Origin of the sequence: Paenibacillus sp. 23TSA30-6, assembly GCF_014858585.1 — a bacterium.
Classification (GTDB): Bacteria; Bacillota; Bacilli; order Paenibacillales; family Paenibacillaceae; genus Paenibacillus.
On sequence record NZ_SLTL01000046.1, the window covers coordinates 1 to 24084 of the forward strand.

23 protein-coding genes and 2 pseudogenes are annotated in these 24084 nt (G+C 40.6%); 20 read left to right on the forward strand and 5 right to left on the reverse strand.

The window, feature by feature from the left end; all coding sequences use genetic code 11:
- Nucleotides 1–116: 116 nt before the first annotated feature.
- From E0698_RS24615 to E0698_RS24680, 15 genes are all read left to right on the forward strand, one after another.
- The gene (locus E0698_RS24615; protein ID WP_192513219.1) at nucleotides 117–278 is read left to right on the forward strand and encodes a hypothetical protein; all 162 of its coding nucleotides are present in this window, start codon (nucleotides 117–119) and stop codon (nucleotides 276–278) included.
- A gap of 65 nt (nucleotides 279–343) precedes the next feature.
- A complete protein-coding gene (locus E0698_RS24620; protein WP_192513220.1) occupies nucleotides 344–1087 on the forward strand; it encodes a transposase in 744 nt (247 codons plus the stop codon).
- Nucleotides 1088–1247: 160 nt separating this feature from the next.
- On the forward strand, nucleotides 1248–2093 hold the full coding sequence (locus E0698_RS24625) for a tyrosine-type recombinase/integrase (RefSeq protein WP_192513221.1): 846 nt from the start codon (nucleotides 1248–1250) through the stop codon (nucleotides 2091–2093).
- Between the two features lie 175 nt (nucleotides 2094–2268).
- Entirely contained in the window at nucleotides 2269–3819 is a 1551-nt protein-coding gene (gene terL, locus E0698_RS24630; protein ID WP_192513222.1) for a phage terminase large subunit, read from the forward strand.
- Between the two features lie 117 nt (nucleotides 3820–3936).
- Nucleotides 3937–4443: a hypothetical protein gene (locus E0698_RS24635; protein ID WP_192513223.1), complete on the forward strand. Its 507-nt coding sequence runs from the start codon at nucleotides 3937–3939 to the stop codon at nucleotides 4441–4443.
- 38 nt (nucleotides 4444–4481) lie between these two features.
- A complete protein-coding gene (locus tag E0698_RS24640; RefSeq protein WP_192513224.1) occupies nucleotides 4482–4751 on the forward strand; it encodes a CPCC family cysteine-rich protein in 270 nt (89 codons plus the stop codon).
- A gap of 110 nt (nucleotides 4752–4861) precedes the next feature.
- Entirely contained in the window at nucleotides 4862–6169 is a 1308-nt protein-coding gene (locus tag E0698_RS24645) for a phage portal protein (RefSeq protein WP_192513225.1), read from the forward strand.
- Nucleotides 6170–6949: 780 nt separating this feature from the next.
- Entirely contained in the window at nucleotides 6950–7564 is a 615-nt protein-coding gene (locus tag E0698_RS24650) for a DUF4355 domain-containing protein (protein WP_192513226.1), read from the forward strand.
- A 30-nt stretch (nucleotides 7565–7594) separates the two neighbouring features.
- Nucleotides 7595–8425, forward strand: a complete 831-nt coding sequence (locus tag E0698_RS24655; RefSeq protein WP_192513227.1) for a P22 phage major capsid protein family protein — start codon at nucleotides 7595–7597, stop codon at nucleotides 8423–8425.
- Between the two features lie 97 nt (nucleotides 8426–8522).
- Nucleotides 8523–8741, forward strand: coding sequence for a hypothetical protein (locus E0698_RS24660; protein WP_192513228.1), 219 nt, complete (start codon nucleotides 8523–8525; stop codon nucleotides 8739–8741).
- Nucleotides 8734–9045, forward strand: coding sequence for a phage head-tail connector protein (locus tag E0698_RS24665; protein ID WP_192513229.1), 312 nt, complete (start codon nucleotides 8734–8736; stop codon nucleotides 9043–9045). The genes E0698_RS24660 and E0698_RS24665 overlap by 8 nt, the downstream gene beginning before the upstream one ends.
- On the forward strand, nucleotides 9045–9335 hold the full coding sequence (locus E0698_RS24670) for a hypothetical protein (RefSeq protein WP_025682868.1): 291 nt from the start codon (nucleotides 9045–9047) through the stop codon (nucleotides 9333–9335). The genes E0698_RS24665 and E0698_RS24670 overlap by 1 nt, the downstream gene beginning before the upstream one ends.
- Nucleotides 9332–10483: an Ig-like domain-containing protein gene (locus E0698_RS24675; RefSeq protein WP_192513230.1), complete on the forward strand. Its 1152-nt coding sequence runs from the start codon at nucleotides 9332–9334 to the stop codon at nucleotides 10481–10483. The genes E0698_RS24670 and E0698_RS24675 overlap by 4 nt, the downstream gene beginning before the upstream one ends.
- A gap of 64 nt (nucleotides 10484–10547) precedes the next feature.
- Nucleotides 10548–10673 carry an SHOCT domain-containing protein gene (locus tag E0698_RS27385; RefSeq protein ID WP_273043255.1) on the forward strand — a complete coding sequence of 42 codons (126 nt, stop codon included), beginning with the start codon at nucleotides 10548–10550 and terminating at the stop codon, nucleotides 10671–10673.
- Nucleotides 10674–10763: 90 nt separating this feature from the next.
- Nucleotides 10764–12386 carry a recombinase family protein gene (locus tag E0698_RS24680; RefSeq protein WP_192513231.1) on the forward strand — a complete coding sequence of 541 codons (1623 nt, stop codon included), beginning with the start codon at nucleotides 10764–10766 and terminating at the stop codon, nucleotides 12384–12386.
- Nucleotides 12387–12414: 28 nt separating this feature from the next.
- On the opposite strand, the gene E0698_RS24685 is transcribed toward E0698_RS24680, so the two are convergent.
- From E0698_RS24685 to E0698_RS24695, 3 genes are all read right to left on the reverse strand, one after another.
- Complete coding sequence (locus E0698_RS24685; RefSeq protein WP_192513232.1) at nucleotides 12415–12702, reverse strand: hypothetical protein; 288 nt, start codon at nucleotides 12700–12702, stop codon at nucleotides 12415–12417.
- Nucleotides 12703–12969: 267 nt separating this feature from the next.
- The gene (locus E0698_RS24690) at nucleotides 12970–13458 is read right to left on the reverse strand and encodes a hypothetical protein (protein ID WP_192513233.1); all 489 of its coding nucleotides are present in this window, start codon (nucleotides 13456–13458) and stop codon (nucleotides 12970–12972) included.
- A 1-nt stretch (nucleotide 13459) separates the two neighbouring features.
- Entirely contained in the window at nucleotides 13460–16651 is a 3192-nt protein-coding gene (locus E0698_RS24695; RefSeq protein ID WP_192513234.1) for a contractile injection system protein, VgrG/Pvc8 family, read from the reverse strand.
- 699 nt (nucleotides 16652–17350) lie between these two features.
- Between E0698_RS24695 and E0698_RS24700 the strand changes: the two genes are divergently transcribed.
- The 5 genes and pseudogenes from E0698_RS24700 (at nucleotide 17351) to E0698_RS24715 (ending at nucleotide 20810) form a co-directional block, all read left to right on the forward strand.
- Nucleotides 17351–18340 (forward strand): type I restriction-modification system subunit M, encoded by a 990-nt coding sequence (locus tag E0698_RS24700; RefSeq protein ID WP_337916451.1) that lies wholly within the window; start codon nucleotides 17351–17353, stop codon nucleotides 18338–18340.
- An 82-nt stretch (nucleotides 18341–18422) separates the two neighbouring features.
- Nucleotides 18423–18552, forward strand: a pseudogene (locus E0698_RS27760) (SF0329 family protein); the annotation flags it as partial.
- Between the two features lie 231 nt (nucleotides 18553–18783).
- Nucleotides 18784–19773, forward strand: a complete 990-nt coding sequence (locus E0698_RS24705) for a tRNA dihydrouridine synthase (RefSeq protein ID WP_192513235.1) — start codon at nucleotides 18784–18786, stop codon at nucleotides 19771–19773.
- Nucleotides 19774–19827: 54 nt separating this feature from the next.
- A pseudogene (locus E0698_RS24710) lies at nucleotides 19828–20238 on the forward strand (SF0329 family protein); the annotation flags it as partial.
- Nucleotides 20239–20507: 269 nt separating this feature from the next.
- Nucleotides 20508–20810 (forward strand): hypothetical protein, encoded by a 303-nt coding sequence (locus E0698_RS24715; RefSeq protein ID WP_192513238.1) that lies wholly within the window; start codon nucleotides 20508–20510, stop codon nucleotides 20808–20810.
- A gap of 91 nt (nucleotides 20811–20901) precedes the next feature.
- On the opposite strand, the gene E0698_RS24720 is transcribed toward E0698_RS24715, so the two are convergent.
- Nucleotides 20902–21369, reverse strand: a complete 468-nt coding sequence (locus E0698_RS24720; protein ID WP_192513236.1) for a hypothetical protein — start codon at nucleotides 21367–21369, stop codon at nucleotides 20902–20904.
- Between the two features lie 84 nt (nucleotides 21370–21453).
- Nucleotides 21454–23922: a hypothetical protein gene (locus tag E0698_RS24725; RefSeq protein WP_192513237.1), complete on the reverse strand. Its 2469-nt coding sequence runs from the start codon at nucleotides 23920–23922 to the stop codon at nucleotides 21454–21456.
- Nucleotides 23923–24084: the final 162 nt, after the last annotated feature.

A 24084-nucleotide genomic window follows, 5' to 3' on the forward strand; every position in this document is an offset into this window, starting at 1 on the left:
TAGGGACGCACCTCGAATGAATTTGATTTTATTCTCGCATTCTCGATTCTCGATGTCCACTTTTTAGTCTAGCATCAGAGGTATCATGTGCTGACTAAACCGAAAGGGTGATTTGATTGGGCAAGGCAAAAGTGAATATGGTGATTCGGTTCCTAAAGGGCATGCAAACCGAAAAGATAAATGTGCTAGGGGCTGAGGAGGCTCGGGAGGACAATGAGTTGATTCAGAAGGTAATTGAGGATATCGAATTGTTTTACGAGGCTGAGTTAGAAGGGTAAGCTGATACATATGGGGAATGGTCGATAGTTGGCTGTTCCCTTTTTTCGTGTTGGAGGTGAGCAGAATGAGCAAGAACAATGACAAGCCAAAAAGGAGTAAGCCTAAGATACTGACCAAGTATGATCAATTTGTTGTGCCAAGACTCAGGGATATTCCTGTTTGGGTACGTGAAGGAGCAACGGATGAGGAGATTGCCAAACGACTGAATATCCACATTTGGACATTAGGCGATTATCGTAGGAAACATCCCAAATTTGCTGAAGCATTAGAACGTCCAACCAAGTGGGAAACACATGTACATCCTCGGTTAGCGGAGATTCAACAGTGGTTCGAAGAAGGCATGAACGCAGAGGATATTATCAAGAAACTCGATATTGGTAAAACGACTTGGTACGAGTACATAGATAAACATCCGATGCTGGCTGAACTAGTCAAATGGAGCAAATCTGTCCCTATTTCACACGTGGAAAATTCACTTTTAAAAGCAGCCACAGGATATGAATATGAAGAAATAAAAACGATCATTGAAGAGGACAAAAATGGAAAAAAGAAGACTCGCATCGAGAAGGTGAAACGATATCAGTCTCCCAATCCGACAGCGATGATCTTCTACTTAAAGAACCGCGCACCCAACGAGTGGAATGATCGACGTGAATTGCTAGTCAATACGAAGGCATTGGAACAGGAACGGAAGCAGCTATTTCTGGATATGATCGAAGCCGATGTAGTGGATGCAGACTATGAAGCTATTGAGGAATCGGTAGAGATTGAGGAAGGATATGTGGAGCCGGATGATTCACAGTCATAACGTTATGCCGTCAGTATTTGTATAGATAAACACCAGTTTCAGCCCTAAATTAGCCTGTAAATTGCCCAAAATCAGTGCATAAGATAGGTTATGCATGGAGTGGACTTTGCCCCACATCAACGGTATGATGTGACACACAAAGCGAAGTGTGGGGGCTAATATGGAGTATATTCAAGGGTTTGAAGCACATTTACGGAGCAAGGATCGGAGTGAAAATACGGTTTCCTGCTATATTAGGGACGTATTGCAGTTTATAACCTGGTATCGGGGCAAGACGGAATATGGACTGGACAAGTGGATTGAATTGGATGGGGTAGAGTACAAGAAGGTTCTGCAAAGCACCAATCAAGCGATACTCACCATCAACCGCAAGATTGCCAGTATCAATGTATTCGCACAGTGGATGCATCAGCAAGGCTATATAAAGGAAGAAATACATATCGAAGCGGTCAGGAATAAGGTCGTTCGGCAATACAAAGGGTTAGCGGAAAAGGATTTGTGGAAGCTGAGAAATGAAATTCACCGTATGGGCAATCGTATGCACATTTGTATGATTGAATTGCTGCTAGGAACAGGGATACGGGTAAGCGAATTGGTTGGTATCAAGCTGAAGGATATAGAAATAAGTGAACGCAAAGGGTTATTGAAGGTGTTCGGTAAAGGGAATTCCTTTCGTACTATTCCACTAAATAAGGATGTACGAAAAGCCATTACTCGGTATCTTGAAGTCAGACCACACAGTGAATCAGAATATCTATGTATTGGGCAGCGTGGAGCATTGGAACGAAATGCGGTCAACCTGATCCTGAACAAATACGGCAATCGGATCGATGTAAAGGTTACACCCCATATGCTCAGACATACATTTGGCTATAAGTTGGTGAAAACGACTCCTTTGACGACCATCCAGCAAATCCTTGGACATGATCACGTAGCAACAACCAATATTTATACCCTAACAACACAGCAGGATATGGCTGAAGCTTTGGCAAATATCGAGTGGTGATGAGCCACTCTTTTTGTCTTGGAGGGAGGGGTTCTTCTATGTAGATAAACGGAGTTGCCAGCAAAGGGTGCAGAGATTTTTGTGATAATTTTACAGTAAATATGAGAAAGGAGCCAGAACAATTGAAACAATAAAGCAAGAAGAGCAGCGACAGGCTGAGCTGCTTAAGCAGTATATGGAGAAGCATTTCAAGCCGCCCAAAATGAAACAACTGATCGAAATGTTCTCTTTCTCTGAACTAAGAAAGCTTATCGGGGAGATGGACATTGAGTTTTTCGCTTTAGCCTATTTTCCTAAATACTTTGATCGAGTATTTGGCAAGTTTCATAAAGAGTTATTCACGGAATTAAGACATATGCTTGCCCATACTGGACTGATTACAGCTTTTGGTCTCCCAAGGGAGCATGGAAAGTCAACGATCAGTTCTTTTTTATTTCCGCTGTATGCGACTTTATATGATAAATCACAGTTTACACTGATCATATCTGCCACGGAACAGATTGCATTGCCTTTCCTTGATATGATCAAAGATGAGTTGGAAACCAATCAGATGCTGATTGAGGATTTTGGGATTCGTAAAGGGAGCCGCTGGAACAACAATGAGATTTGGCTCAAGAGTAAAGGTGGACTGGACTCATGTATCATGATTCGAGGCATAGACGGTAGCTTGAGAGGTATTCACTATAAGCATCATCGTCCTACGCTGGTATTGATGGATGATTTGCTCAAGGAAGATACAGCACGATCCGAAGCGAAACGAGAACAGATTAAAAATACATTTACGGATGTTATTCTGCCAATTGGCACAAGGGATACGAATATCCTGATCTGTGGAACGATTTTGAATGAAGAAGATATTATGGCCGATCTGCTCAAGGGTAAAATCCCAGGTGTGAGAAGTGTTCGTAAGGCAGCCGTACTTCAATTTTCAGAACGGGATGATCTGTGGTCAGAGTGGGAGCAACAATATAATAACTTGCAGGATGAGGACAGGATCAATACAGCCTTGTCTTTTTTTACGGCTCATGAGGAGGAAATGCTGGAGGGTACGGAAATCCTGTGGAGCGAGTATTTGGACTATTACTATTTGATGTGCAAGAAGCAAGCGATGGGCGAAAAGAGTTTTTATAAAGAATTACAAAACGATCCGCGTTCAACAGACGAATACATATTTCAAAATATCATGTATTGGGACAGGTTGCCTGAGTTGGAGGAGATGGAAATGGCGATGTACATTGATCCAGCCATCAAAGCCGGAAAGAAAAACGACTATTCGGCTATTTCAATTATTGGTCAGCATCGGAAGACGAAGCAAATGTATGTGATCGATGGCAATATCTATAAACTGTTGCCGGATGATTTGTTCCATGTGGCTATTGAAAAACTAAAGCTTTATCCCGTAGATAAGCTGGGATTTGAAGTCAATCAGGCACAAAGCTATATGAAACAGAAATTTGAAGAAGAGTTATGGAAGGCGAAGATACATACACCCGTAGAAAGTGTTCATTCCAAGGGGCAGAAGCATGAACGTATTATTAGTCTGGAGCCGGAAGTGAAGAAGGGTCATATTCTGTTCAATGCAGATAGCCTCAGATATAATAACCAGATAAAGGATTATAACCGAAACTGCCAATATGATGATGCACCAGATAGTTTATATGGGGCTGTTCAATTGATTCAGTCTGTGAAAAGTCTGAAATTTTATGATCGCAGTTTGCTGTTTTGAGGCTTCTGCTAAAACTCAAATTTTATTTTATCCAATCTCGTTAAGTCAATGGGCAGGTTAGTCTTATTAAAATAAGCATGTTAAAATATCACTAGATAATTCGAAGGTGGGGTACATATGTGGAAGACTAATGAAAATAAGAGTGTTGATAAGCTCACTTTCGAATTTTTCGTTGATGTAGCTAAAGAATATAAGAACGTATCCAAGCATAAAAGAGTTCTTACACCTGTTGTTAAGTGGAAAATCATTATATATGCTAATGAACTAAGGCTAAATGAAGATGAGGATGAAGTGTTTGTTATTACTGAATTTTTTAATTCACTCGCTCAACAAGGTAAGTTCCCAATGTATACTTGCTCTTGTGGAATTTTCGGGTGTGGAGGATTTTATGTCAATGTTCTTTACGAGAAAGATACTGTGATTTGGGATACAGAACAATCTTCTATTAAGAAGTTTATTTTTTCTAAGGAGAATGTTTTGCACTTTGCAGAGGAACTCATTGAAAAACTTATGGGATTGAATGATTTACTACAAGAAAATGGACTGCATACATATCATGAGATTGATATTTATAGAGCAAAAGTTGAATATTTTGCTCGACCCAACCATAAGGAATCGAATTAATGGGGACAATAGTAATATATTAAGGAGGTTTAGCAATAGTGGGAAAATACGCTTGTCCGTGCTGTGGTTATAAAACCTTAGACGAGGAACCGCCTGGAACTTATGACATTTGTGAAATTTGCTTTTGGGAAGATGACGGCGTTCAGTTTGCAAACCCAGAATTTGAAGGCGGGGCAAACAAGGTATCTTTAAGACAAGGGCAGCGGAATTATGAAGAATTTAGCGCTTGCGAAGAAAGGTGTATACAGTTTGTGAGGAAGGTCTCCGATAAAGACATTCGCGACCCGAATTGGAAATCATTAAACTAGCGGGAACACGTTAGTTCAACAAGGAACTACCTTATTAAAGGTGGTTCTTTTATTTGTGAAGAAATTAACAACCAATAATTAGTTAGCTCATTTTGAAAGGAAGAATCTATTTGCAAATAACCGAACAAATCATATTAGAGTGTCTAAATGAACTCCAATCGGCTGCAATAGCCAAACAGAAATATGCAGATTACTACAATGGTCGGCATGCTATTCTCAAGAACTATGCCATGCAAGAAAGCCGAAGCAATCAAAAGCTTATCTTCAATTTCCCTCGTAAGTTCGTAGATAACGAAGTGGGTTATCTGCTCGGTAAGCCAGTAAACTATGTGTCCAAGTCAGATCAGGACGCAGCTATACATAATATAGATGTACATATGAGTCATTGGGACAAGGAGCATAATCTACAGCTTCGGAAACAATCCGAAATCTTTGGCGAGAGCTTTGAATTAAACTATATCGATTCGGATGGTCAGTTCTCATCCACAGTATTATCTCCTTTGAATGCGTTTGTGTTGGAGGACGGAACAGCAGAAAGAAACGTATTGCTTGGCTTACATAAATTTACCCGTCGATTCGATAAGCAAGTATATTTGGACGTGTATACTGATCATGAAATTCTACACTATACAATCGGCAGCGATGAGAAGAACAATCAGAGTAAGCAAAACCAAGCACCTGAATTAAAATATATCGGCAAACATAATCACATCTTTGGAAGAGTCCCGCTTATCTCCTGTCCAGCCAATACGGAGAGAAAAAGTGGCTTCCAAGATGTGATTTCTTTATTTGATGCCTATAACGCTTTGAACTCTGATTTGGTCAATGAAATCGCAGATCATCGCAACGCCTATCTCGTGATTGAGAATGCCAAGCTGGAGGCCGAGGACTTATTAAATATGAAGAAGATGGGCATTATTCAGGTTCCGGCTGGAGGAAAGGTAAGTTGGCTTACGAAGGAGATTAATGATTCTTTTGTAAAAAATGAGTTGGACAATATTGAACGCAAAATCTTCGACATGATGGATCAAGTCAACTTTAATGAAAACTGGGCCAGCAATACGTCTTCCTTGGCGCTGAGAAATAAGCTGCTGAATTTGGAGAATCGAGTGGCAATGAGGGAAGCTTTGATGGAAAAGGCAATCAAGCAGCGTCTACGAAATTTCTTTACATTCCTGCATATCAAAGAAGGCGTTCAATATGATTATCGGGATATCGCCGTGAAGTTTACTCGTAACTTGCCGACAGACTTGGTGGGGATGGCTGATGTGATCGTTAAATTGCAGCAAGTGGTCTCACAGGAAACATTGCTAACACTGTTACCGTTTGTCGAGAATCCCAAGCTGGAATTCAATAAATTTCATGCGGAGCAGCAACGATTAGTTGGTACGGATAAGGAGAAATCGAATGCAGAATAAAAATAGGATTAAGCGGTTGGTTAAGAATAGTTGTGCGTGTTATCTCGGAGCGAAGCACGGTATCCCAAACTATTGCTGTTTACAGGATGGTCTATGTGCGTTTTTCGCTCAAGATGATTCTCTTCCCCGTTGTACCTATTTTGAAAATGGAGTTTTGCCAATGGATGAGAAGCTGGAGCGAGAATATAAGTCTGAGCGGAATGTAGAATCTGAATTTAAAACAGCGCAACCGAGGGTGAACTGTACACGTTGTGGAGGAACATTTTGGGCAAATTCGAATCGGCAGAAATGTTGTGAGAAGTGTAGAGGTAAAGCGAGAAAAGAAAATATCAGGATACGTGTTCGGAAGTTCAGACAAAAAGACGGCTCGATGTAACGCTTTAGAGGTGGGAAAAGCCCTATAAACAAAGGGTTAAAATTAGGCAAAAATGAGGAGTGGGCATGCTTGTACCTTTTCGTCACTTTTGCGTTTTCTAATGCGTTACATGATTGTCTTGGGCATGATATTCAATATGATACAGTTTCAGCATACATATACGTTTCTGAAGTTTAGGCAAACAAGAGGCTTGATGTAACGCTTTAGGCTGTCAAAAATCCAAATGAAATAAGGGTTAAAAATAGGCAAAAGTGGGGAGTTGGTATGTTTGTACCTTTTCCTCGTTTTTGTGATTTCTAAAGCGTAACAAATCTTGTCCTGAGCATGACATTAAAAGGCTCCATACATATATAAGCGTGTTCGGTTCTGCGTAGTCGAATGGGCAATAAAGGAGATTATCTAAAATGAATTTAGAACAAATGAAGCAGTTGATTGAAGAAAACCAAACCAAAGAGGAATGGCAAATGTATCTTCAGGGTTTGAATCCGTATAGCGTGGAGGGGATGGAGCAATATATCCAATCTAATCAGCAAGCAAAAAGTTGGTTCGATAGCACGGTGGACAAACGATCCGCTAAATCGCTGGAAACGTGGAGAGCCAATCATCTGGAAAGTGCAGTGGATGCTGAGATCAAGAAGCGATTCCCGGCGAAGGATGAAAAAGAAATTGAAGTCGAAAAGCTACGAGCCGAAGTCGAAAATATGAAGCTGGAGAAGCAGCGTGAACGGTTAACCAGCCAAGCGATCAAAATTGCATCCGAAAAGAAACTTCCACTCCCGTTAGTGGATTTTTTTGTTGGTACAGATGAAGAAGCGACGACAGCGAATTTAGCTATGTTGGAACAATCGCTGCAATTGGCTATACAACAGCAAGTCGAGCAACGACTCAAAGGAGATGGCTATACACCTCCGGCTGGTTCAACAGGTAGCACATTTACATTGGATTCGATTAAAGGGATGTCCCAAAACGAGATTAATCAGCATTGGGATCAAGTCAAACAAGCATTACAAAACAAATAATAATAAACGAAAAGGACAAGGTGAAAAGATATGACAGTACAGAATTTTATTCCAACAATTTGGAGCGCACGTTTAAATGAAAGCCTGAAAAAGAATTTGGTGTATGGGAGCGTGGTCAACACCGATTATGAAGGTGAGATTCAAGGGCAAGGCTCAACGGTAAAAATTAATTCGATTGGGGCAGTAAGCATTGGCAATTATGATAAGGTGGCAGGAATCGGTAATCCACAGGAACTGGATGCTACACAAAAAACATTGGTGATTGATCAGGCCAAATATTTCAATTTTCAAGTGGATGATGTAGATGCTGCTCAAGCGAATGTAAATCTACTCGATGGTGGAATCGTGGAAGCCTCGTATGGACTGGCCAATGTAGTGGATCAGTATCTTGCTGGATTTTACACAGAGGTCAAAGCTGAGAATACGATGGGCAATGATACAACGCCTGTAATTCCAACGAAAGATACAGCCTATGATATGCTGATTGATCTTGGCGTGCTGCTGGACGAAAACAATGTACCGGAAAGCGAACGGTTTGTGGTGGTTCCTGCATGGTACTATGGCTTGCTACTGAAAGATGCTCGTTTCACCAAAGACTCAAATATTATTCGCACAGGCTATGTGGGAGATATTGATAGCATGACCGTTTATAAATCCAACAATGTGCCAAATACAGGAGGAGCCAAGTATAAAATCATCGCAGGTCATAAGAGTGCCATTTCGTTTGCTGGGCAGGTGGATTCAGTGGAGGCGTTCAGACCAGAGAAACAATTTTCAGATGCAGTGAAAGGGTTGCAAGTGTTTGGAGCCAAGTGTATCAAGCCAGAAGCTCTCGCTGTACTTACAGCCAATAAGTCCTAATTGAAAATGTATGATTATGAGAACACATTATAATAGAAGAAACACGTTCGGGGTGTCCGTTTTGGATGCCCTATTTTATTTTTTGGAGGGTGATAAGATGTGGTTTTTGAATCAAGAAACAGGCTGCACATGGGAAGTCACGGATCAGGAGCTGTTGCTGCGTTTACAGGTTAATGATCATTATGAGCAAGTGGATGAGCCTAAACCAGATGAGACTGAGCAAGATTTACCCCAAACGAAAGTTCAAACTGTCAAGAATATGAAGCGTACCGAGAAGGCACAGGTAAAGGAGGAACAGGAGACAGTACATGAGTGAGCAAATGGATTTGATGAAACGATTATTAAGTATGGAGCCAACAGATATATCTAAAGACGATATCTTGATTCATTACTTAAACAAAGCCAAGGGTAATATTCTAGGCTATTGTAATGTGGCAACACTCCCTGTGGAATACGATCATGTTATGGTCGATTATGCTGTGTATCTCTATAAAAATAGGGATTCGGTTGGACTTATAACTAAGCAGGAAGGTGAACGCTCAGCTACCTATGAAATAGGCATTCCGGCAAGTATTCGACTTACTCTTCCTCTGCCTAAAATCAAGGTCGGAACAGATTAATGTTCTACGATACGAAGCTGGAAATTTTAGATGCTACTCATTTCAACCCTGTTCTGTCAGTGATGGCAGATGTACAACCTTATCGCAAAAGCTTTTCATTTGAAGATAGTTACACCTTGGAGACAATATATCGAGCTTTCTGTCCACTGGAATCCTTATTGCAATTAAACGGCTATGTCCAATTTGCTAAGGATGTCTTTATTATTTTGGATATGAAGGAATGGAATGATTATGTGGAGTTGTACCTGTATCGCTGCAAGCCAGATTTTGGTTTGGAGGTGGAGGAGTGACAAGGAGCTTAGAGCCGATGATGGATTTCTTTCTTCGAGAAAAAGGTGAGCTTGTACATATCAACGGTGTAAGACAGCTTGCTCTGATCCGGGATGCGACAAATACCATTCAAATGACCGATGAAAAAATCATTCGGGCAGCGACACCCTTACATACAGGAGATATCGTAGACTATCGCTATGAACGATATTTAATTACCAGTCAGGTGGATCAAAATGAAAAGTCTTGTCGAGGCAGGATACGAAAATGTAATCAATGGTTGGCTTTAAACTGGAATGGACAGGTGAAATGGTTTGATTCTGTGGTAGAAGCCAGAACGTTTTCAACGGAAACAGGTAAAGTTATCTCCATGCCAGAGGGAAATATTCTGGTTAGTCTACAAGACAATGCAGACACGCGAAACATCGCATTAAGCCAACGATTCTATATGACACATCAGCCTTTTAAAATAGTTGGAATAAATCATACATTGAATGGCATCATCCAGCTAAGCTGTACATTAGATAGCATAAATACAGCTTATGATGACGTGGAACATAACATCGCTGACAGATGGAAGTACGAGATTACTCATACATATGCATTACATATTCATCAGGGAACGATAACTCATGTGCTGCTCAACGAAACAATACCGTTGAATGTGACCGCTACGGATAATGGGAATGAGGTAACCAATCCGGCGATCACCTATGTATCCAGTGATCCAAGTATGGTTAGTGTAGACCAGCAAGGTCAGGTTATGGGCATCGCTTTGGGACAAGCAAGTATTACTGCAAAACTAACGTATCATCCGACAGTGCTGAGCACCATTGAAATGAGAGTCGTCGAAACAGGAACGCATATCTATTCGATAGCCATTACTGGCAATCCCATGCTCAAAACAGGCCAAAGCTCCTCATACGTCAGTCATATCTATGATCATGGAGTGGAAGTGTTTGACCAGTCGGTGGAGTGGAGCCTACGAAATCAAGATGATTCGACTCCTACTAAGGGGAGCATAACAGCGAGTACAGGAAATAGCGTGGCGGTGAAAGCCGGAAGCAGTAGTGGGTCTAGCAACAAAGCATTAATATTAACAGCCACCTTAGTAAGCGATCCTAGCATGACCATAGAAAAGACCATTAGCCTTAAAAATTTATTCTGAGCTTTATATCTACCGGCTTGCCTTAGGGGTGAGCCATTTTTTATTTCAAAGGAGCCACATACATATGCAACGAAAATCCATCGACTACCTACTCAGTCTGAGCCTACTGAAGCAATTGAGATCACAAAATGTCATTACAGAAGAAGAATTTATAGCCATTGACCAGCTTAATAAAAAATCTTTCAAGTAGCTATAACATGGGCAGAAATGGACTTGATGATGTGCCGCAAGCATTATACCATGTGACCGTATAAAGAAGATATCGAAGGGAGAAATACCTATGGCCCAAGCCGCAACCGCAAAAAAAGTCGTGATCGTTCCCGTGAAAACATTGGACATCGTAGAGGGAATTCAATCGATTCAAAGGAAGAAAGTCGCTGCCTATTGCCGGGTTAGTACCGATTCCGAGGAGCAAAAGGAAAGCTACACCAATCAGGTCAATCATTATACCCAATACATTCAAAACAACTTGGAATGGGAAATGGCGGATATTTATGCCGATGAAGGGATCACCGGAACCAGCACCAAAAATAGAACGCAATTTAATCGAATGATACAGGATGCTCGAAACGGTAAACTGGATCTCATACTGGTCAAGTCGATTTCGAGGTTTGCTAGGAATACACTGGATTTATTGAAATATGTACGGGAACTCAAAAGTCTCGGAGTCGCTGTATTCTTTGAACGGGAGAATATTAATACACTGGATACCACAGGCGAAGTATTGCTGACCATCCTGAGTTCCCTTGCCCAAGATGAGAGTCGGAATATTTCTGAAAATAGTCGATGGGGCATATTACGTGGCTTCCAAAACGGCAAAGTCTTCTGCAACACGACTCGCTTCCTTGGCTACGATAAGGACGAGCAGGGTGAACTGGTGATTAACGAGTCGGAAGCGGAGATTGTACGCAGAATATACGAGGAGTATTTGGATGGCAAAAGCTATCAGGCGATTGCTAGAGGATTGATGCGAGATCACATTAAAACAGTCACGGGTGGCGATACTTGGTGGGATTCCTCGATTACCTTAATTCTAACCAATGAGAAATATTACGGAGCTTTGCTTCAGCAAAAGACGGTGACTGTAGATTTTCTAACGCACAAACGAATAAGGAATAAAGGACAGGAGCAGCAATATTTAATTGAAAACAACCACGAACCGATTGTATCCAAGGAACTATTTGAAGCGGTGCAAAAGGAAAAGGAACGGAGAGCCAAGCTGAAAGGGAGCGTGATGGGGGAGAGTAAAAGATACTCCAGTAAATATGCACTCAGTAGCAAAGTATATTGTGGATGCTGCGGGGCCATTTTTAAACGCCGAACCTGGAACAGCAATAATCCATCCAAAAAAGTAGTATGGCAATGCAAAACGTATGTCAATGAAGGTAAAGCAGCCTGTGATGCCAAATCGGTTGATGAACCAGTTTTACATTCCGCGTTTGTACGATTGTTCAATCGGATGTATGAGAATAAGAAAGGATTCATGAAGACGTTGAAAGCCAATATTGAATCGGCACTTTCCAGCAGAGTAGAGCAAACATCGTTATTGGACATCGAAGGACAGATGCAACAATTGAAATCCGACTTGAAGGAATTAGTGAATCTCAAGCTACGGAATCAGATTGATGAGATTGTATATGATGAAGAAACGAACAGACTTTCCAATGAACTCAACGAGCTACGACAACAGAAGCTGACACTCGAGGAAGAGAATGAGCAGCAAGCAAAAATCAAGGAGCGTGTTGATGAAATTATCCAAGTTTTAGACACACGGCAAAATATATTGGAACAATTTGATGATAACCTATTTAATGCGTTGGTGGAGAAGATCACGATTCTCTCACCAGCGCATTTTGTTTTTACCATGAAAAGTGGAATGGACATAGATGAAATATTGGACTAAAAAAATCATAAACTAAAGTGATCAAAAGCTAGCGAATAGCTGTGGGTTGTATGACGGGAAGGATCAATCGAATCCCGTCTTTCACTCCTTCCATATAGATGGATTGTTTGTGTTGGCTTAACTGATAGCCTATGGCTTCTTCCCATTCAGATAGCAGATGTTGAATATCCTCGTTTTGATTCATTTTGAAATGATCCATTTGAGTGAATAGATTGTTGTCCTCTGTTGAACATGAAGCCTGTTGTTCATTAGCGAGTTCTAATTGATAGAATCGTTGGCGTAATGCTTCTTGAAACCAATCTGGCCAATTTGACATTGTGTGCTTTCCCTCCCGTGGTTGAAGTGTGTGTATGTTAACTCTGATGGGGAGGGATGGCAAGTTATTGTTTTAGTTTAGGCGATTGGGACTGTTTCTTCCTCCTTTGAGCTTGGGCAAGCCAAAAAGCTCATTCCTCACTTAAAGGTTCAAGTTTAGAATAAGCTTTTGAAAGTTTATCAAGTGTTCTTATTAAGTTTTTTATCGTTTGGTTGTATTGAATGATTCCTTGTTATAAAAAGTAAACTCATATTTTTTAAATGGCCATCAGAAAATTAGTTTTGGGTTTTTATAACACCAGTCTGGGTCATAGGGTTGGGATTTTAATTTCTGCATGTCCTCCCAACTGTAAACCCAATCATAATCTGCAACCCAGAAGTAATCATCTGGGTTTAAATTGAGGTATTCATAAATGAACCGGAATACTAACTCTTCAACACCATAAACATCCTCAATACATCCTACTTGGTAAAGTTTATTTTTAGAATCTAGGCCTACATCCTCGTTATAGTAAAAATTAAGATTTGGATTATCCGTTGAATCCACATAAAAAATAAACGAATAATTATTTTCTCGTACCATTTTATCATTGATATTCAATGTTGTAGAAAGAAGTTGTCCATTATTCCCAAAATTTTTACTGTTATGAAAGTTCATCATTACATCTGCATGAAAAGTAGAAATAATTGAATCAGCTAAAAGTCGCTCAGGCGAATATTTTTTTTGACTCATTAATATATAGGCTGACGTTCCCATCCTACTTTAAAACCTCCTTCAACGCATCTAATGAGTTAACAATAGTAACTCCTTTAGATTTAATGTTTTCTAGCATTATTTTGTGTTCAGGTCTTAGATTAGTCATAGGCTTATCGATATACAAAATAACATTTTTCTTATCGGGATTAAAGAAATAATCTTGATTTGTATGAGTCAACTTATTAAATTGGTCGTCCTTTACCGCTTTAATTGATGCTTTGACTTCGATAATCGCCTCTTTTGTAACTACATCTAAGTCACCAGCAGCTTCACCATTATCTTTTAAAACCTTCTGTCCAAACCCTGTTACTTCTTTTTCTTTTCGTACAAAATCTGCAACCTTTGCCTCAGTTGCTTTACCAACGTTTGAACTATTTAAAGCATTATCAATATCCCGATTAATATTTTTCGGATGTTGGTCAACCCAAGTTAATTCATTACCAGCAGGGTTTGTATATTTCGTTTTATTTCCACTCTTGACTACACTACCAACATTAGAAGCTTTTGGCGTACCTTCAGGAGGCTTGCTCGAATTCGGTAGTTTAGGCGACTCTTTAGGTCTGCTAAAATTTGCCTCATTATAAATCGGCGAATCATTGAACTCATCAATCGGCTTGCTTACACCTGGGCCACCTTTTGGGTTGGGTTTTACAGGCGGGTTCTCTACAATAGGTGGCTCGCTTGTTCTGGAATAAAATCCGCCAGATCTACCTGTACCTGTTCTGGCTCCTAAAAATCCATAAAACGCTTCTTCGGGTAAATCTTCTAAGCCTGTTCTCTCGGCGAAATCCCCCAATCCTTGCCCAATTACCCCTTGATTATAACGTTTTATTAAGGCATTCAACTTTTCGTTGTCCAATTCTAAGACATTAGCTGGGTCTACACCCATGGATCTCAAGGCGGGTTTTAACGTCTCAAGGGTTCGTATATCGAATCTTTTTGTTCGTTTGGTATTAGCAATTCGTTGTATAGCTGCTATTTTATTTGGATCTGTTAATTGTTCCAGATGAATTTTTCCTTGCATTGCTATTTCTGTTTGTAACGCTTGTTGGGCTTGCTTCATTTTAGCTTCATTCTGCCACCAGTTGCCTGCAAAATAATCATCTTGATTCCAAAATGAAGTATACTTATTAATTTGCTTTTCTCTCCATAGACGTTGTTTTTCTACATTATCTCGGAGCCATTTCTCCTGAATGTTTTTAGGAACTTGTTGATAGGCATGAGCCATAGCATTTGATTCTTTCAGTAGGTTCTGCACCAGTTCCAATGGTCCACCGGAATCTGCCACATGACGTGCACTCGTATACACTTTCCCCAGAATCCACTTGCTATAGTAAGCTTGTTTGGCTTGTTCATGTTCGTATTGACTGATTAGTCCTTGGAGTGCTAAACCAGCCAAGTGTTTGAGCGGGTGCAACCCCGTTTCTTTACTGCCTCCAACCGTTGGCGTTCCCTTGCTACGAATAGGGATGGCTCCAGTTGCTTGTAACACGGTTGCCGCCACTTTACCTGCTGGCCCACCAACAGTATTCAACATCACACTGGCTACGTTCCCAACTACGGGAATGGAGCCTAATAGCTTGGACACCGTACCCATCAAGGCATTCGCCTGTTTAAGCTCTGCTGGACTGGTGACTTTTGCTTTTGGGGTAGAGGTTTGGCTGCTCGATGATGTCTTAGCTGCTGATGGAGCTTGTGCGGCCTCATATGCTTTTATGCTCATCAATGGCGGCTCAGGCACAGGAGGGAGGTCGGCTACAAAAACGGGCGCCTTCACCGAACCTTCCTGATAAATCACTGGAGCCTTGGTATCCGTCTCACCATCCAGCACTATGCTGCTGACCCCGCCTTTCAGATACAGCGCCGTCCCAGCTTCGAGCGAAAGTTCCTCACCTGCATCAAGCTTAACGTGACTACCCTGAATCTGCACATTCCCTGGACTGTCGATGGTAATGCCGTTACCTTCATGAAGTGTAATGGAAAATTCACCGGAGGTGGATAGAGTCAGTTCTTGCTCAGACATTTCTACGCCGCTACCTTGCACATGTTGCCAAACCTTCACATTCGGCTGTCCATTTGCGTGGCGTTGTTGTCGTAGCGAATCCGTCACATAGGCATCCTGTTCGCGGTGTGTAGGCAGATACAGTTCTACTTGTTCCCCGATCTCAGGCATATCGTACCAACCGCTATGTTCTTCGGCTACATATCGAGTCGCTACAGGAAACCAACAGGCTTTGGCAGGATCTTGCTTCGGGTCGATGTCCAGTTGAAGCTGCACAAAATCCTGCTGTACCTTCAGCACCGTTCCTGTCAGCGAAATTCCGGTGGCCTGATCGTTTTCATACCGGGCATAGCGAATATTCTGTTCCGCTTGGAGATCATAACGGGTACGCAGTAAGCCATCCTCTAACCGTGTCACTGCCCGAACCACGACCAGTTCTTTGCCTTGTCCAATGGGTAACGTAATGAGGTCGCCAAGCGCATAGTATTGCAGACTTTCAATCATATAGGTGACATACGAGCCAGCACGTTCTCCCGGCTTTTCCGCATCCAATTCATGAAACGTTTTCCGTACCCGATAAAATACATCCCGTTCCACCTTGTACTGTTTGCCTTCAGGCATCCCGAAAAAAACTTTGGGCGAGGCAGCGGTTACCTCTGGCACAAGTACGGAACCAAAGCGAGAAGCGAGACGTTTTAAAAACGCCCAATCGGTCTCCTCATATTGTAAAACAAATGTCTCCAGTTTGGCATAATTAGTTACGGTATCAATGGCATCTCCATACTCATATTTACGAACCATCGAGGTGACCAGATCATCATAAGTGCGGTGAATATCCTGATAGGAACGTTTTTTCAGCTTGATATCCATTTGGTAGGAATGGGAAGCGGCCTCCAGTTCAAAGGTGTATACTCCACGTGTGCAATTCACAGACATTTGCGTAACGATCCCGTGAAACAGTCTTCTCAGCGATTGTCTCTGATCATCCAACTGACGAATCACAATCGGCTCTTGCTCCATATTTTGTCCGATGCATGCGGCTCCCTGTTCTTCGGAGAGCATACCACGGACATGTAAATAGGCATGATCGTTGATGGTGCGTGTTATTTGAAGGTATTCAATGTGTTGTGGCTGAAAGGGTCCATAAAAGCGTAGGCTTTCATACCCGATCCCATCTGATAATACACTCAAGTGAGTTCATGTCTCCTTTCTAGATGTGATGGCTGTTTACAAAAGTAAAGTGCAGCATTTTTAATTCGGGTCTGAATAATAGAAGAAATGGATGAATACAACTTTGAGTCAAGACCCATATGTATCACTGAGTTTGTTGGGTACAAAACGTTCTTATGCAGATACAGATGTTCCGAGTAAGCTTTCATTCAAGGTACAAAAGGGTAAGAGGTGATATTTATTAAACAGTCCAGCATATGTATTTATCGGTTAAAAGAGAGATTAACTTTACAGAATGGCCCATTGGTTGGGGTATTTACTATGTGTAATACTGGAAGCTGGAGGTGTGAGAGGGAAGGAAGCTGGCAGTAATTTTGAGCAATTGCTTTTCAAAGTGAGGAACGGGGCTGATTTCATCGTGATTATGGATTCGGGTAGAAAAGGGGGTGTTGTGAGAAGGAGTGGCTTTTGATAGTATAGGTAATATATATAATAAAAAGAAATATATCCCTTTCGTTGTCTCGACACATGTGGAGTGCTGTTCACTATTGGTCAGGAAAGACTAATAGTTAAGGTGTATTGGCGTATACAGCAACGGAGCAACAATTGTCATTACAGGTAGAGACTTATAGAGGCGGTTGTATCGCTCTCCCGCAAAACACATGATACCAATAAGGTAGATATGATTAAGAATGCCTTAAAGCATTTTTAAGTAATTTAATCACACCTCATGAAGTTTCTAAAGTATTGGCTAAAATCGTAACGGATGGTGTAGAAGAATCGGATAAAATTTTTTCGGTATATGACCCGACTTGTGGATCTGGGTCATTGCTGTTAACGGTTCAAGGTGAGTTGCCTGGTGGAGATAAACCCGGGGCGATTAAATTTTTTGGTCAGGAAAAAAATACGACAACATACAACTTGGCTCGTATGAATCTGATGATGCATGGTGTTTCATTTAATAACATAACACTGTCTAATGCTGACACCCTTGAAAGCGATTGGCCTGATGGACCAGATGCCCAAGGAATTGACAACCCACGCTCATTTGATGCCGTAGTTGCGAATCCTCCTTATTCTGCTCATTGGGACAATAGCGAAACGAAACTCAAAGATCCACGTTTTAGGGAATATGGTAAACTCGCCCCTCGAACTAAGGCGGATTATGCATTTATTTTACACAGCTTGTATCATCTGGATGATACTGGAACAATGGCGATTGTATTACCGCATGGTGTCTTGTTCCGTGGTGCAGCAGAAGGTGCGATTCGCCAAACGATAATTGAGAAAAACTATCTTGATACAGTTATAGGGTTACCTGCCAACTTGTTTTACGGCGTATCCATCCCAACTACGATTTTAGTATTCAAGAAAAATCGTAAAACAAAAGACATCTTGTTTATCGATGCAAGCAATGAATTTGAAAAAGGTAAAAATCAAAACAAACTTACTGATAAAAACATCAATAAGATTATCGAAACGTACCGAAATCGTGTAGATGTTGATAAATATGCTCACGTGGCATCACTTGAAGAAATCAAAGAAAACGAGTTTAACTTAAATATTCCTCGCTACGTGGATACGTTTGAAGAAGAGCAAGTCATTGACCTTGCCGAAGTGAGTAAGCTTTTAGAACAAGATAAACAAGAAATCGCTGAACTTGAAGCCAAAATCAATGAACAGCTGAAAATTTTGGGTATTCATGTGTAGAAATTGACGAAAAGGGTCAAGGATATTATTCCTCGGCTCTTTTTTAAGCCATTCGCTTGGGAACGGCGTAAGCTAGGGGAAGTTATTGAATATTTTGGCTTTGGTGGACAAACGAGTTGGTAAAAAAAAGAATATTAAACATGTCTGATAAGATAAAATTAAAACATCCAGCCGTGCAGTATTTCTATGAACTGCGGCGCAGTACGTTATAGAAGATGGCAAGGAGGGGCGGCGCTCTTCCTTTTTTTGCGAGTCTTTTGGGGAGTCTGCTCCTCTCTTGGGTATGATATACTCATTTAGATGTCTATGCTTAACATATACTGCCGTTTGAACTACGTTGCTTAAACATGTTATATGTGAAGAAGAAGCAAGGACATGAACAGGTTAGCTTTACCATTTTGGGACCAAAGATTTGTCCTGGTATTTATAGAGGAGTTTTTGATATGACGAATAATTTTTGGCGTGATTTGCCACGACCCTTTTTTATACTGGCACCGATGGAAGATGTGACGGATGTTGTGTTTCGCCATGTCGTAAGTGAAGCAGCCAGACCGGATGTGTTTTTTACGGAGTTTGCGAATACAGAGAGTTATTGTCACCCGGAGGGGAACAAAAGTGTACGCGGGCGTTTGAATTTTACAGAGGATGAACAACCCATGGTGGCCCATATCTGGGGAGATAAGCCGGAATATTTTCGTGAAATGAGCATCGGTATGGCGAAAGAAGGCTTCAAAGGCATCGATATTAATATGGGTTGTCCTGTAGCGAATGTAGCCGAGAATGGGAAGGGAAGCGGCCTGATCTGCCGTCCCGAAATCGCAGCGGATATCATTCAGGCCACCAAAGCCGGGGGACTGCCCGTCAGTGTAAAAACAAGGCTCGGTTTCACTACCGTAGACGAATGGCGCGACTGGTTGACCCATATTTTGAAACAAGACATTGTGAATTTGTCCATTCATCTGCGGACAAGAGAGGAAATGAGCAAAGTAGACGCTCACTGGGAACTGATTCCGGAGATTAAGAAACTTCGTGATGAGGTGGCACCAGATACACTGCTGACCATTAACGGAGATATTCCGGACCGTCAGACCGGCTTGAAGCTCGCTGAGCAATATGGAGTGGATGGCATTATGATTGGGCGTGGTATTTTCCAGAATCCATTTGCGTTTGAGAAGGAGCCGAAGGAACACAGCAGTGAGGAATTGCTTGAACTGCTGCGGCTTCATCTAGATCTCCATGATCATTATTCAGCGCAGGAGCCACGTTCGTTCAGCCCTCTCGCCCGCTTCTTCAAAATATATGTCCGTGGATTCCGAGGGGCAAGTGAACTCAGAAAAAGCTTAATGAACGCCAAATCAACAAGTGAAGCGCGTACATTGCTTGATGAGTTTGGAAGCAAGGATCATGATGAGGTAGAGGAACGTGGAAATTAAATTGCCAAGTTGGGGGACGGGTTGTTAGTAGGCATTGAAAACATAGGAGGATATATGTCCTGGAGTAAATTGAAGCAACAACTGGAGAGCTTCCTCTGTCCTGCGTTAGACGGAAGGGTCGAATACCGGGCAACCTGTTACCGTTATTTACCTGATAAATCTGGGAATTGTTATATTGCCGTAGATAAAAAGAACGTACTCAATATGAGTGATATGACTAGCCCAATCAGATGGTATCAGACGGAGTTGGAAATCAAGAATGATCCAGATATCCAAGTTCCTATCAGCAATGAAGAAATTGAAGCGATCAGAAAAGATACCAAGGGAACCGTTCCGGAGGATCGTCTAAAAGTAATAGCAAGAAGTAGAAGAATATCAGAACATGCAAAGGAGCTTTTGTCAGCACAGGCCTCATTAAGCAAGGGAAAGTATGTCTGGGGTATAGAGGACTATTTGCCAATATCCCAGTATTAAACTGAAGTTCATGTGAACACGCTTATTCAGGACATTGCTGACAACTGGGTGACCTTAAGTCATAATAGCAAGTTCCATGCAATCTTTGCTACAAGCAGCATCCCAGAGGCAATCCGATATTATCGAATGATGAAACAAGCCATGCCCACATTAAGTAGTAAGGGAGGGCTAAATAATGTTTCATTTACATGAAGAGATGGAGCAGTATCATGCAAGGCTGGAACAGACCGAAGGACAGTATGTGCGAGGAGGAACTGACATTGAAGCTCCCGGCATGGTTTAAAGGCGTAATTCAGCATAGGCTGGATGATGTTTGCGCCCGCATCATACGCTATCCTGAGATTAGTAAGTTACGTAAGGAAGAGAGTTTAGCATTTCAGAAGCTAATTTCTGATATGGATATTGTGAACAGACCTGAGTTCTCCGAGTGGGAGGATAAGCATCATTACAAGCAAGCACTGGAGAATGAAGCTCTATATTGGCAGGGCTTGAAGGACGGCGCGCAGCTTGCACATGTTGTGTCAGGAATGATGATTTATGATGAACAAGAGGAAGATGAATAATACGATATTTTAGTACAGTCGGAACTTGGGAATCGCCATGTGCGTTCTATGTATTCCAGCGTGAGAACGTTATTCTCTTTATAAATAATCACTAAATAATACCATCAAATACAAAAGAATTGTTCATTCTTAAGGTTATTTTCTTATTGGAGCCCCAGTCCCAATAGAATTGATTTTCGTTAAAGTTGTATTTTACTTTTAAACGGTTAAAGTTCAAGGATTGCGAAAGTTCCTTGCGAATCAAGTCTAGATGAGATTCCTTTATCCATGTATGCCAATAGGACGGAACAAGATGAGAATGCGAATACAGTGATTGTAGGAATGAATCCGGGAGCATCAATTCATAGGCCAACTGTTGATAAGAATAAATTTCGTCGTTCTTGTTTGAACTAATGATAAGAGCATAATTAAAATAAAAACAGAACCCGACTTGTCCGTTGAGTGTTTCAGATTTATAACTTTGATTGAATTGCTGAACTAACAGTTGTCTTATTTGTTCTTTAATAAATGAGTCTGGTCTGGCATTGAGAATTTGTTCACTGACTGTAAGCTCTGGCATTGCAACCTCCTTAATAGCCCTATATACAGAACGTATGTTCTTGTTTATGGGGCTATTATATCATTATTCAATCATAAAGAATACCTATTTTTTCCTACCTGTTAATTTTTTTGTAATACTAGCAGTGTCCAAGATAGAGTAGCCTCTTGCAGCAATCTCTATGTCCTGAAGTTTCTCATCTATATATTCTTTTGTGATAATGACATCATCAGTTGAAAAAATTGCAGCCACTTGTTTATAAAAAACATCAGGTGATTTTTCAATCTTATTCTTGTTGTGGATGAACTGATCGTATAAATAGGCAAGATCTTTAGTATTAATGAATACTGGCTTTGTAAGATGACCCATTGCAATTTCTTGACGTATAAAATTTGCCATAGCTTGTGCTTGGCGATCTCTAAATTTATTGCTAACAAAGATATGGGAAGTTATTTCTCTTGAACTACAATAGCTTGAAATTTCTATCATTCTATTCAATGAATTAATATAATGAAGACCCTTTCGATTTTCGGAAGAACCTAATTTGTACCCTGATTTTTCTAATGTGAATTTGCAATCATAACTAAACCCATGTTTGACCTCGAAAGACATAGTCCTCATATCTTCTTTATACTGAATGGCAAAAATTCCTTCAGGTACAGTATGACCAGTATATTCTTTGCCCCACTTCTCAGAGTTAGGGAACAGGTGCTTGATAATTGTAAATACTTCATCTTCAAGCATATCCTCATCATATACATCTTTAAGCTCGGCTGTCTTACCACCGATGTAAGAGAGATTTTTTGTGGCCTTCATAGCAGCGGTAATAACCTGATGATGGATACGTTTTTCTAAATCATTCAAATAATCTACCATTAAATTAGGAAATTGAGATTTTTCTTGGTGAACATATACATCACCAAATGTTACTTGCTCAATAGTCTCAAGGGCATAACGATCACTTGTCTGTTTATCGATTCCATAACATACGATAATCGTTGGAATCAGTTTTCTTTCGATCCATTCCAGAGTTTTTCTAGTGAGCAGACTATCTGTAACTAATACTTGATAAGGTCGATTGTTGTAAATGAATCGTTTAAAAGTAAATTGGTTATTTCTAAATTTCTGTTTGGACAATTTTGGGGTATTGCAATGTTCATGTTGAGTAACAAATTCATCAATCAAGTGATGAACGTACTTCTCAATGTTTTCTTTGTTTGGACTCAACTCTTGCAAAGTAGTTTGGTTGATTGGCTCGTCACACTCAGGGCATTTCAGCGTTCCCTTTTCTTCAACTTTTTCGAAAACCAGTTCACCATCCGAGGTGTTAAAGGAGCAATGTGAACAGTAAAAAATAGTTTCATCAATTAAATCAATTAACTGAGAGGAGTGTAACTCTGTGAATATACTTCTATGCTCATTAGTTAATTGGTTAGTGTTGGCCAATCTGAAAATTTGATCAACTTTGAACGCCTCTCCACCATCAAATTTGTTTTTTACAGGCTTATCAAGCGGGAAGCCGAATTTATTCAGGAATTTCTCTTTAATTCTCTTTTTAGCAGGATCAGTCAAACTACTGTCATTAAGTTTGAAAATAACATTTCCGTCCTCAAGTACAATTGAGCGAATTGTCTTTGAATGTTTTTCAGAACAAAAACCAATTTTTTGAATATCTTTAAGACTATATAGATCAATAATTCCTCTTCTAAATGCATCATTGACGCTGGGCCAGATATCACTGCCCTTAAGTTGCAGCGTAACATCAGGTGATTTAATCAGTAATGAATTAGAGAATGTAATCGACTCAATAGAAAAATCCTCGGGTTCTTCATTACTGACCGGAATGCCATCCCGAAAAAGTTGAACAATGTCATCTGTGTTATATTCGATGAAGGGGTCATTTTCCATTTTGCGTAAAGCAGTGTTAAATTGCTCGTCAAAGTATTGTTTTACGCCCCGAATATCAGTTTTCGCCGCCTTAATCTCCAGTGTTTGATTTTGAATATCTACAGCAAATAAAATCTGATCCCGATCCTTTATCCGTTTGTTCTGGTCATAGCCAGGCTTCTTTGAATCTTTTATCAGTTTATACAAAAGATAGATCGAATGTTTTTCGCCAACATCAGAATGTGCAACTACTCTATAATCACTGCTGTGACCTGAGTTTTTGTGCATGATATCTATAAGCATCGTTTGGTAAGCTAGATCACTGCTTAGTTTCTTTCTTATGTCGGGGAATTTTATATCAGCAACATAAAGATCACCAGAAGCCTTAGTTCTCCACTCATGAAGAACGAGAATTTCAAATAGCCAAGAAGGATTCGTATAGAATAAATGTATTAGTTTGACCATTGGCGACACGGAAGGAAAGGCATGTTGTGGCTCTTTATATCTAAAAACCTCTTCCACAGCTTTTTTCTTTCTTCGCAGAAAATCTTTTAAATACATAAAATTAAGGAAATCTGGGATTTCTTTTAGATTTTGTTTCCACCTTTGATCATTTTCAAAATCAGGTAGTTTAAAAATGGACTGTAATACCTCCATGTCTGTTAAACTAAGATTGGAAGTAAACATGGTCTTATCGGCTTCGGAATAAACTTCTAATATCCTTTCATGGTTGACAAGCAACTCATCCCAGTATGTTTCAGTAACATTTTTTGGCTCTTCGCTCTATTGGATGGGTAACGCCGTATAGAAATAGGTTCATAGTCAAGCTTGTTTCAGTAGATTCTTAAA

Coding starts and splice junctions, on each gene's coding strand:
- E0698_RS27385 (WP_273043255.1), top strand. CDS start 10,548: ATGCAACGAAAATCCATCGACTACCTACTCAGTCTGAGCCTACTGAAG.
- E0698_RS24705 (WP_192513235.1), top strand. CDS start 18,784: ATGACGAATAATTTTTGGCGTGATTTGCCACGACCCTTTTTTATACTG.
- terL (WP_192513222.1), top strand. CDS start 2,269: ATGGAGAAGCATTTCAAGCCGCCCAAAATGAAACAACTGATCGAAATG.
- E0698_RS24670 (WP_025682868.1), top strand. CDS start 9,045: ATGTTCTACGATACGAAGCTGGAAATTTTAGATGCTACTCATTTCAAC.
- E0698_RS24690 (WP_192513233.1), bottom strand. CDS start 13,458: ATGGGAACGTCAGCCTATATATTAATGAGTCAAAAAAAATATTCGCCT.
- E0698_RS24635 (WP_192513223.1), top strand. CDS start 3,937: ATGTGGAAGACTAATGAAAATAAGAGTGTTGATAAGCTCACTTTCGAA.
- E0698_RS24725 (WP_192513237.1), bottom strand. CDS start 23,922: ATGTTTACTTCCAATCTTAGTTTAACAGACATGGAGGTATTACAGTCC.
- E0698_RS24620 (WP_192513220.1), top strand. CDS start 344: ATGAGCAAGAACAATGACAAGCCAAAAAGGAGTAAGCCTAAGATACTG.
- E0698_RS24720 (WP_192513236.1), bottom strand. CDS start 21,369: ATGCCAGAGCTTACAGTCAGTGAACAAATTCTCAATGCCAGACCAGAC.
- E0698_RS24650 (WP_192513226.1), top strand. CDS start 6,950: ATGAATTTAGAACAAATGAAGCAGTTGATTGAAGAAAACCAAACCAAA.
- E0698_RS24625 (WP_192513221.1), top strand. CDS start 1,248: ATGGAGTATATTCAAGGGTTTGAAGCACATTTACGGAGCAAGGATCGG.
- E0698_RS24680 (WP_192513231.1), top strand. CDS start 10,764: ATGGCCCAAGCCGCAACCGCAAAAAAAGTCGTGATCGTTCCCGTGAAA.
- E0698_RS24685 (WP_192513232.1), bottom strand. CDS start 12,702: ATGTCAAATTGGCCAGATTGGTTTCAAGAAGCATTACGCCAACGATTC.
- E0698_RS24665 (WP_192513229.1), top strand. CDS start 8,734: ATGAGTGAGCAAATGGATTTGATGAAACGATTATTAAGTATGGAGCCA.
- E0698_RS24660 (WP_192513228.1), top strand. CDS start 8,523: ATGTGGTTTTTGAATCAAGAAACAGGCTGCACATGGGAAGTCACGGAT.
- E0698_RS24655 (WP_192513227.1), top strand. CDS start 7,595: ATGACAGTACAGAATTTTATTCCAACAATTTGGAGCGCACGTTTAAAT.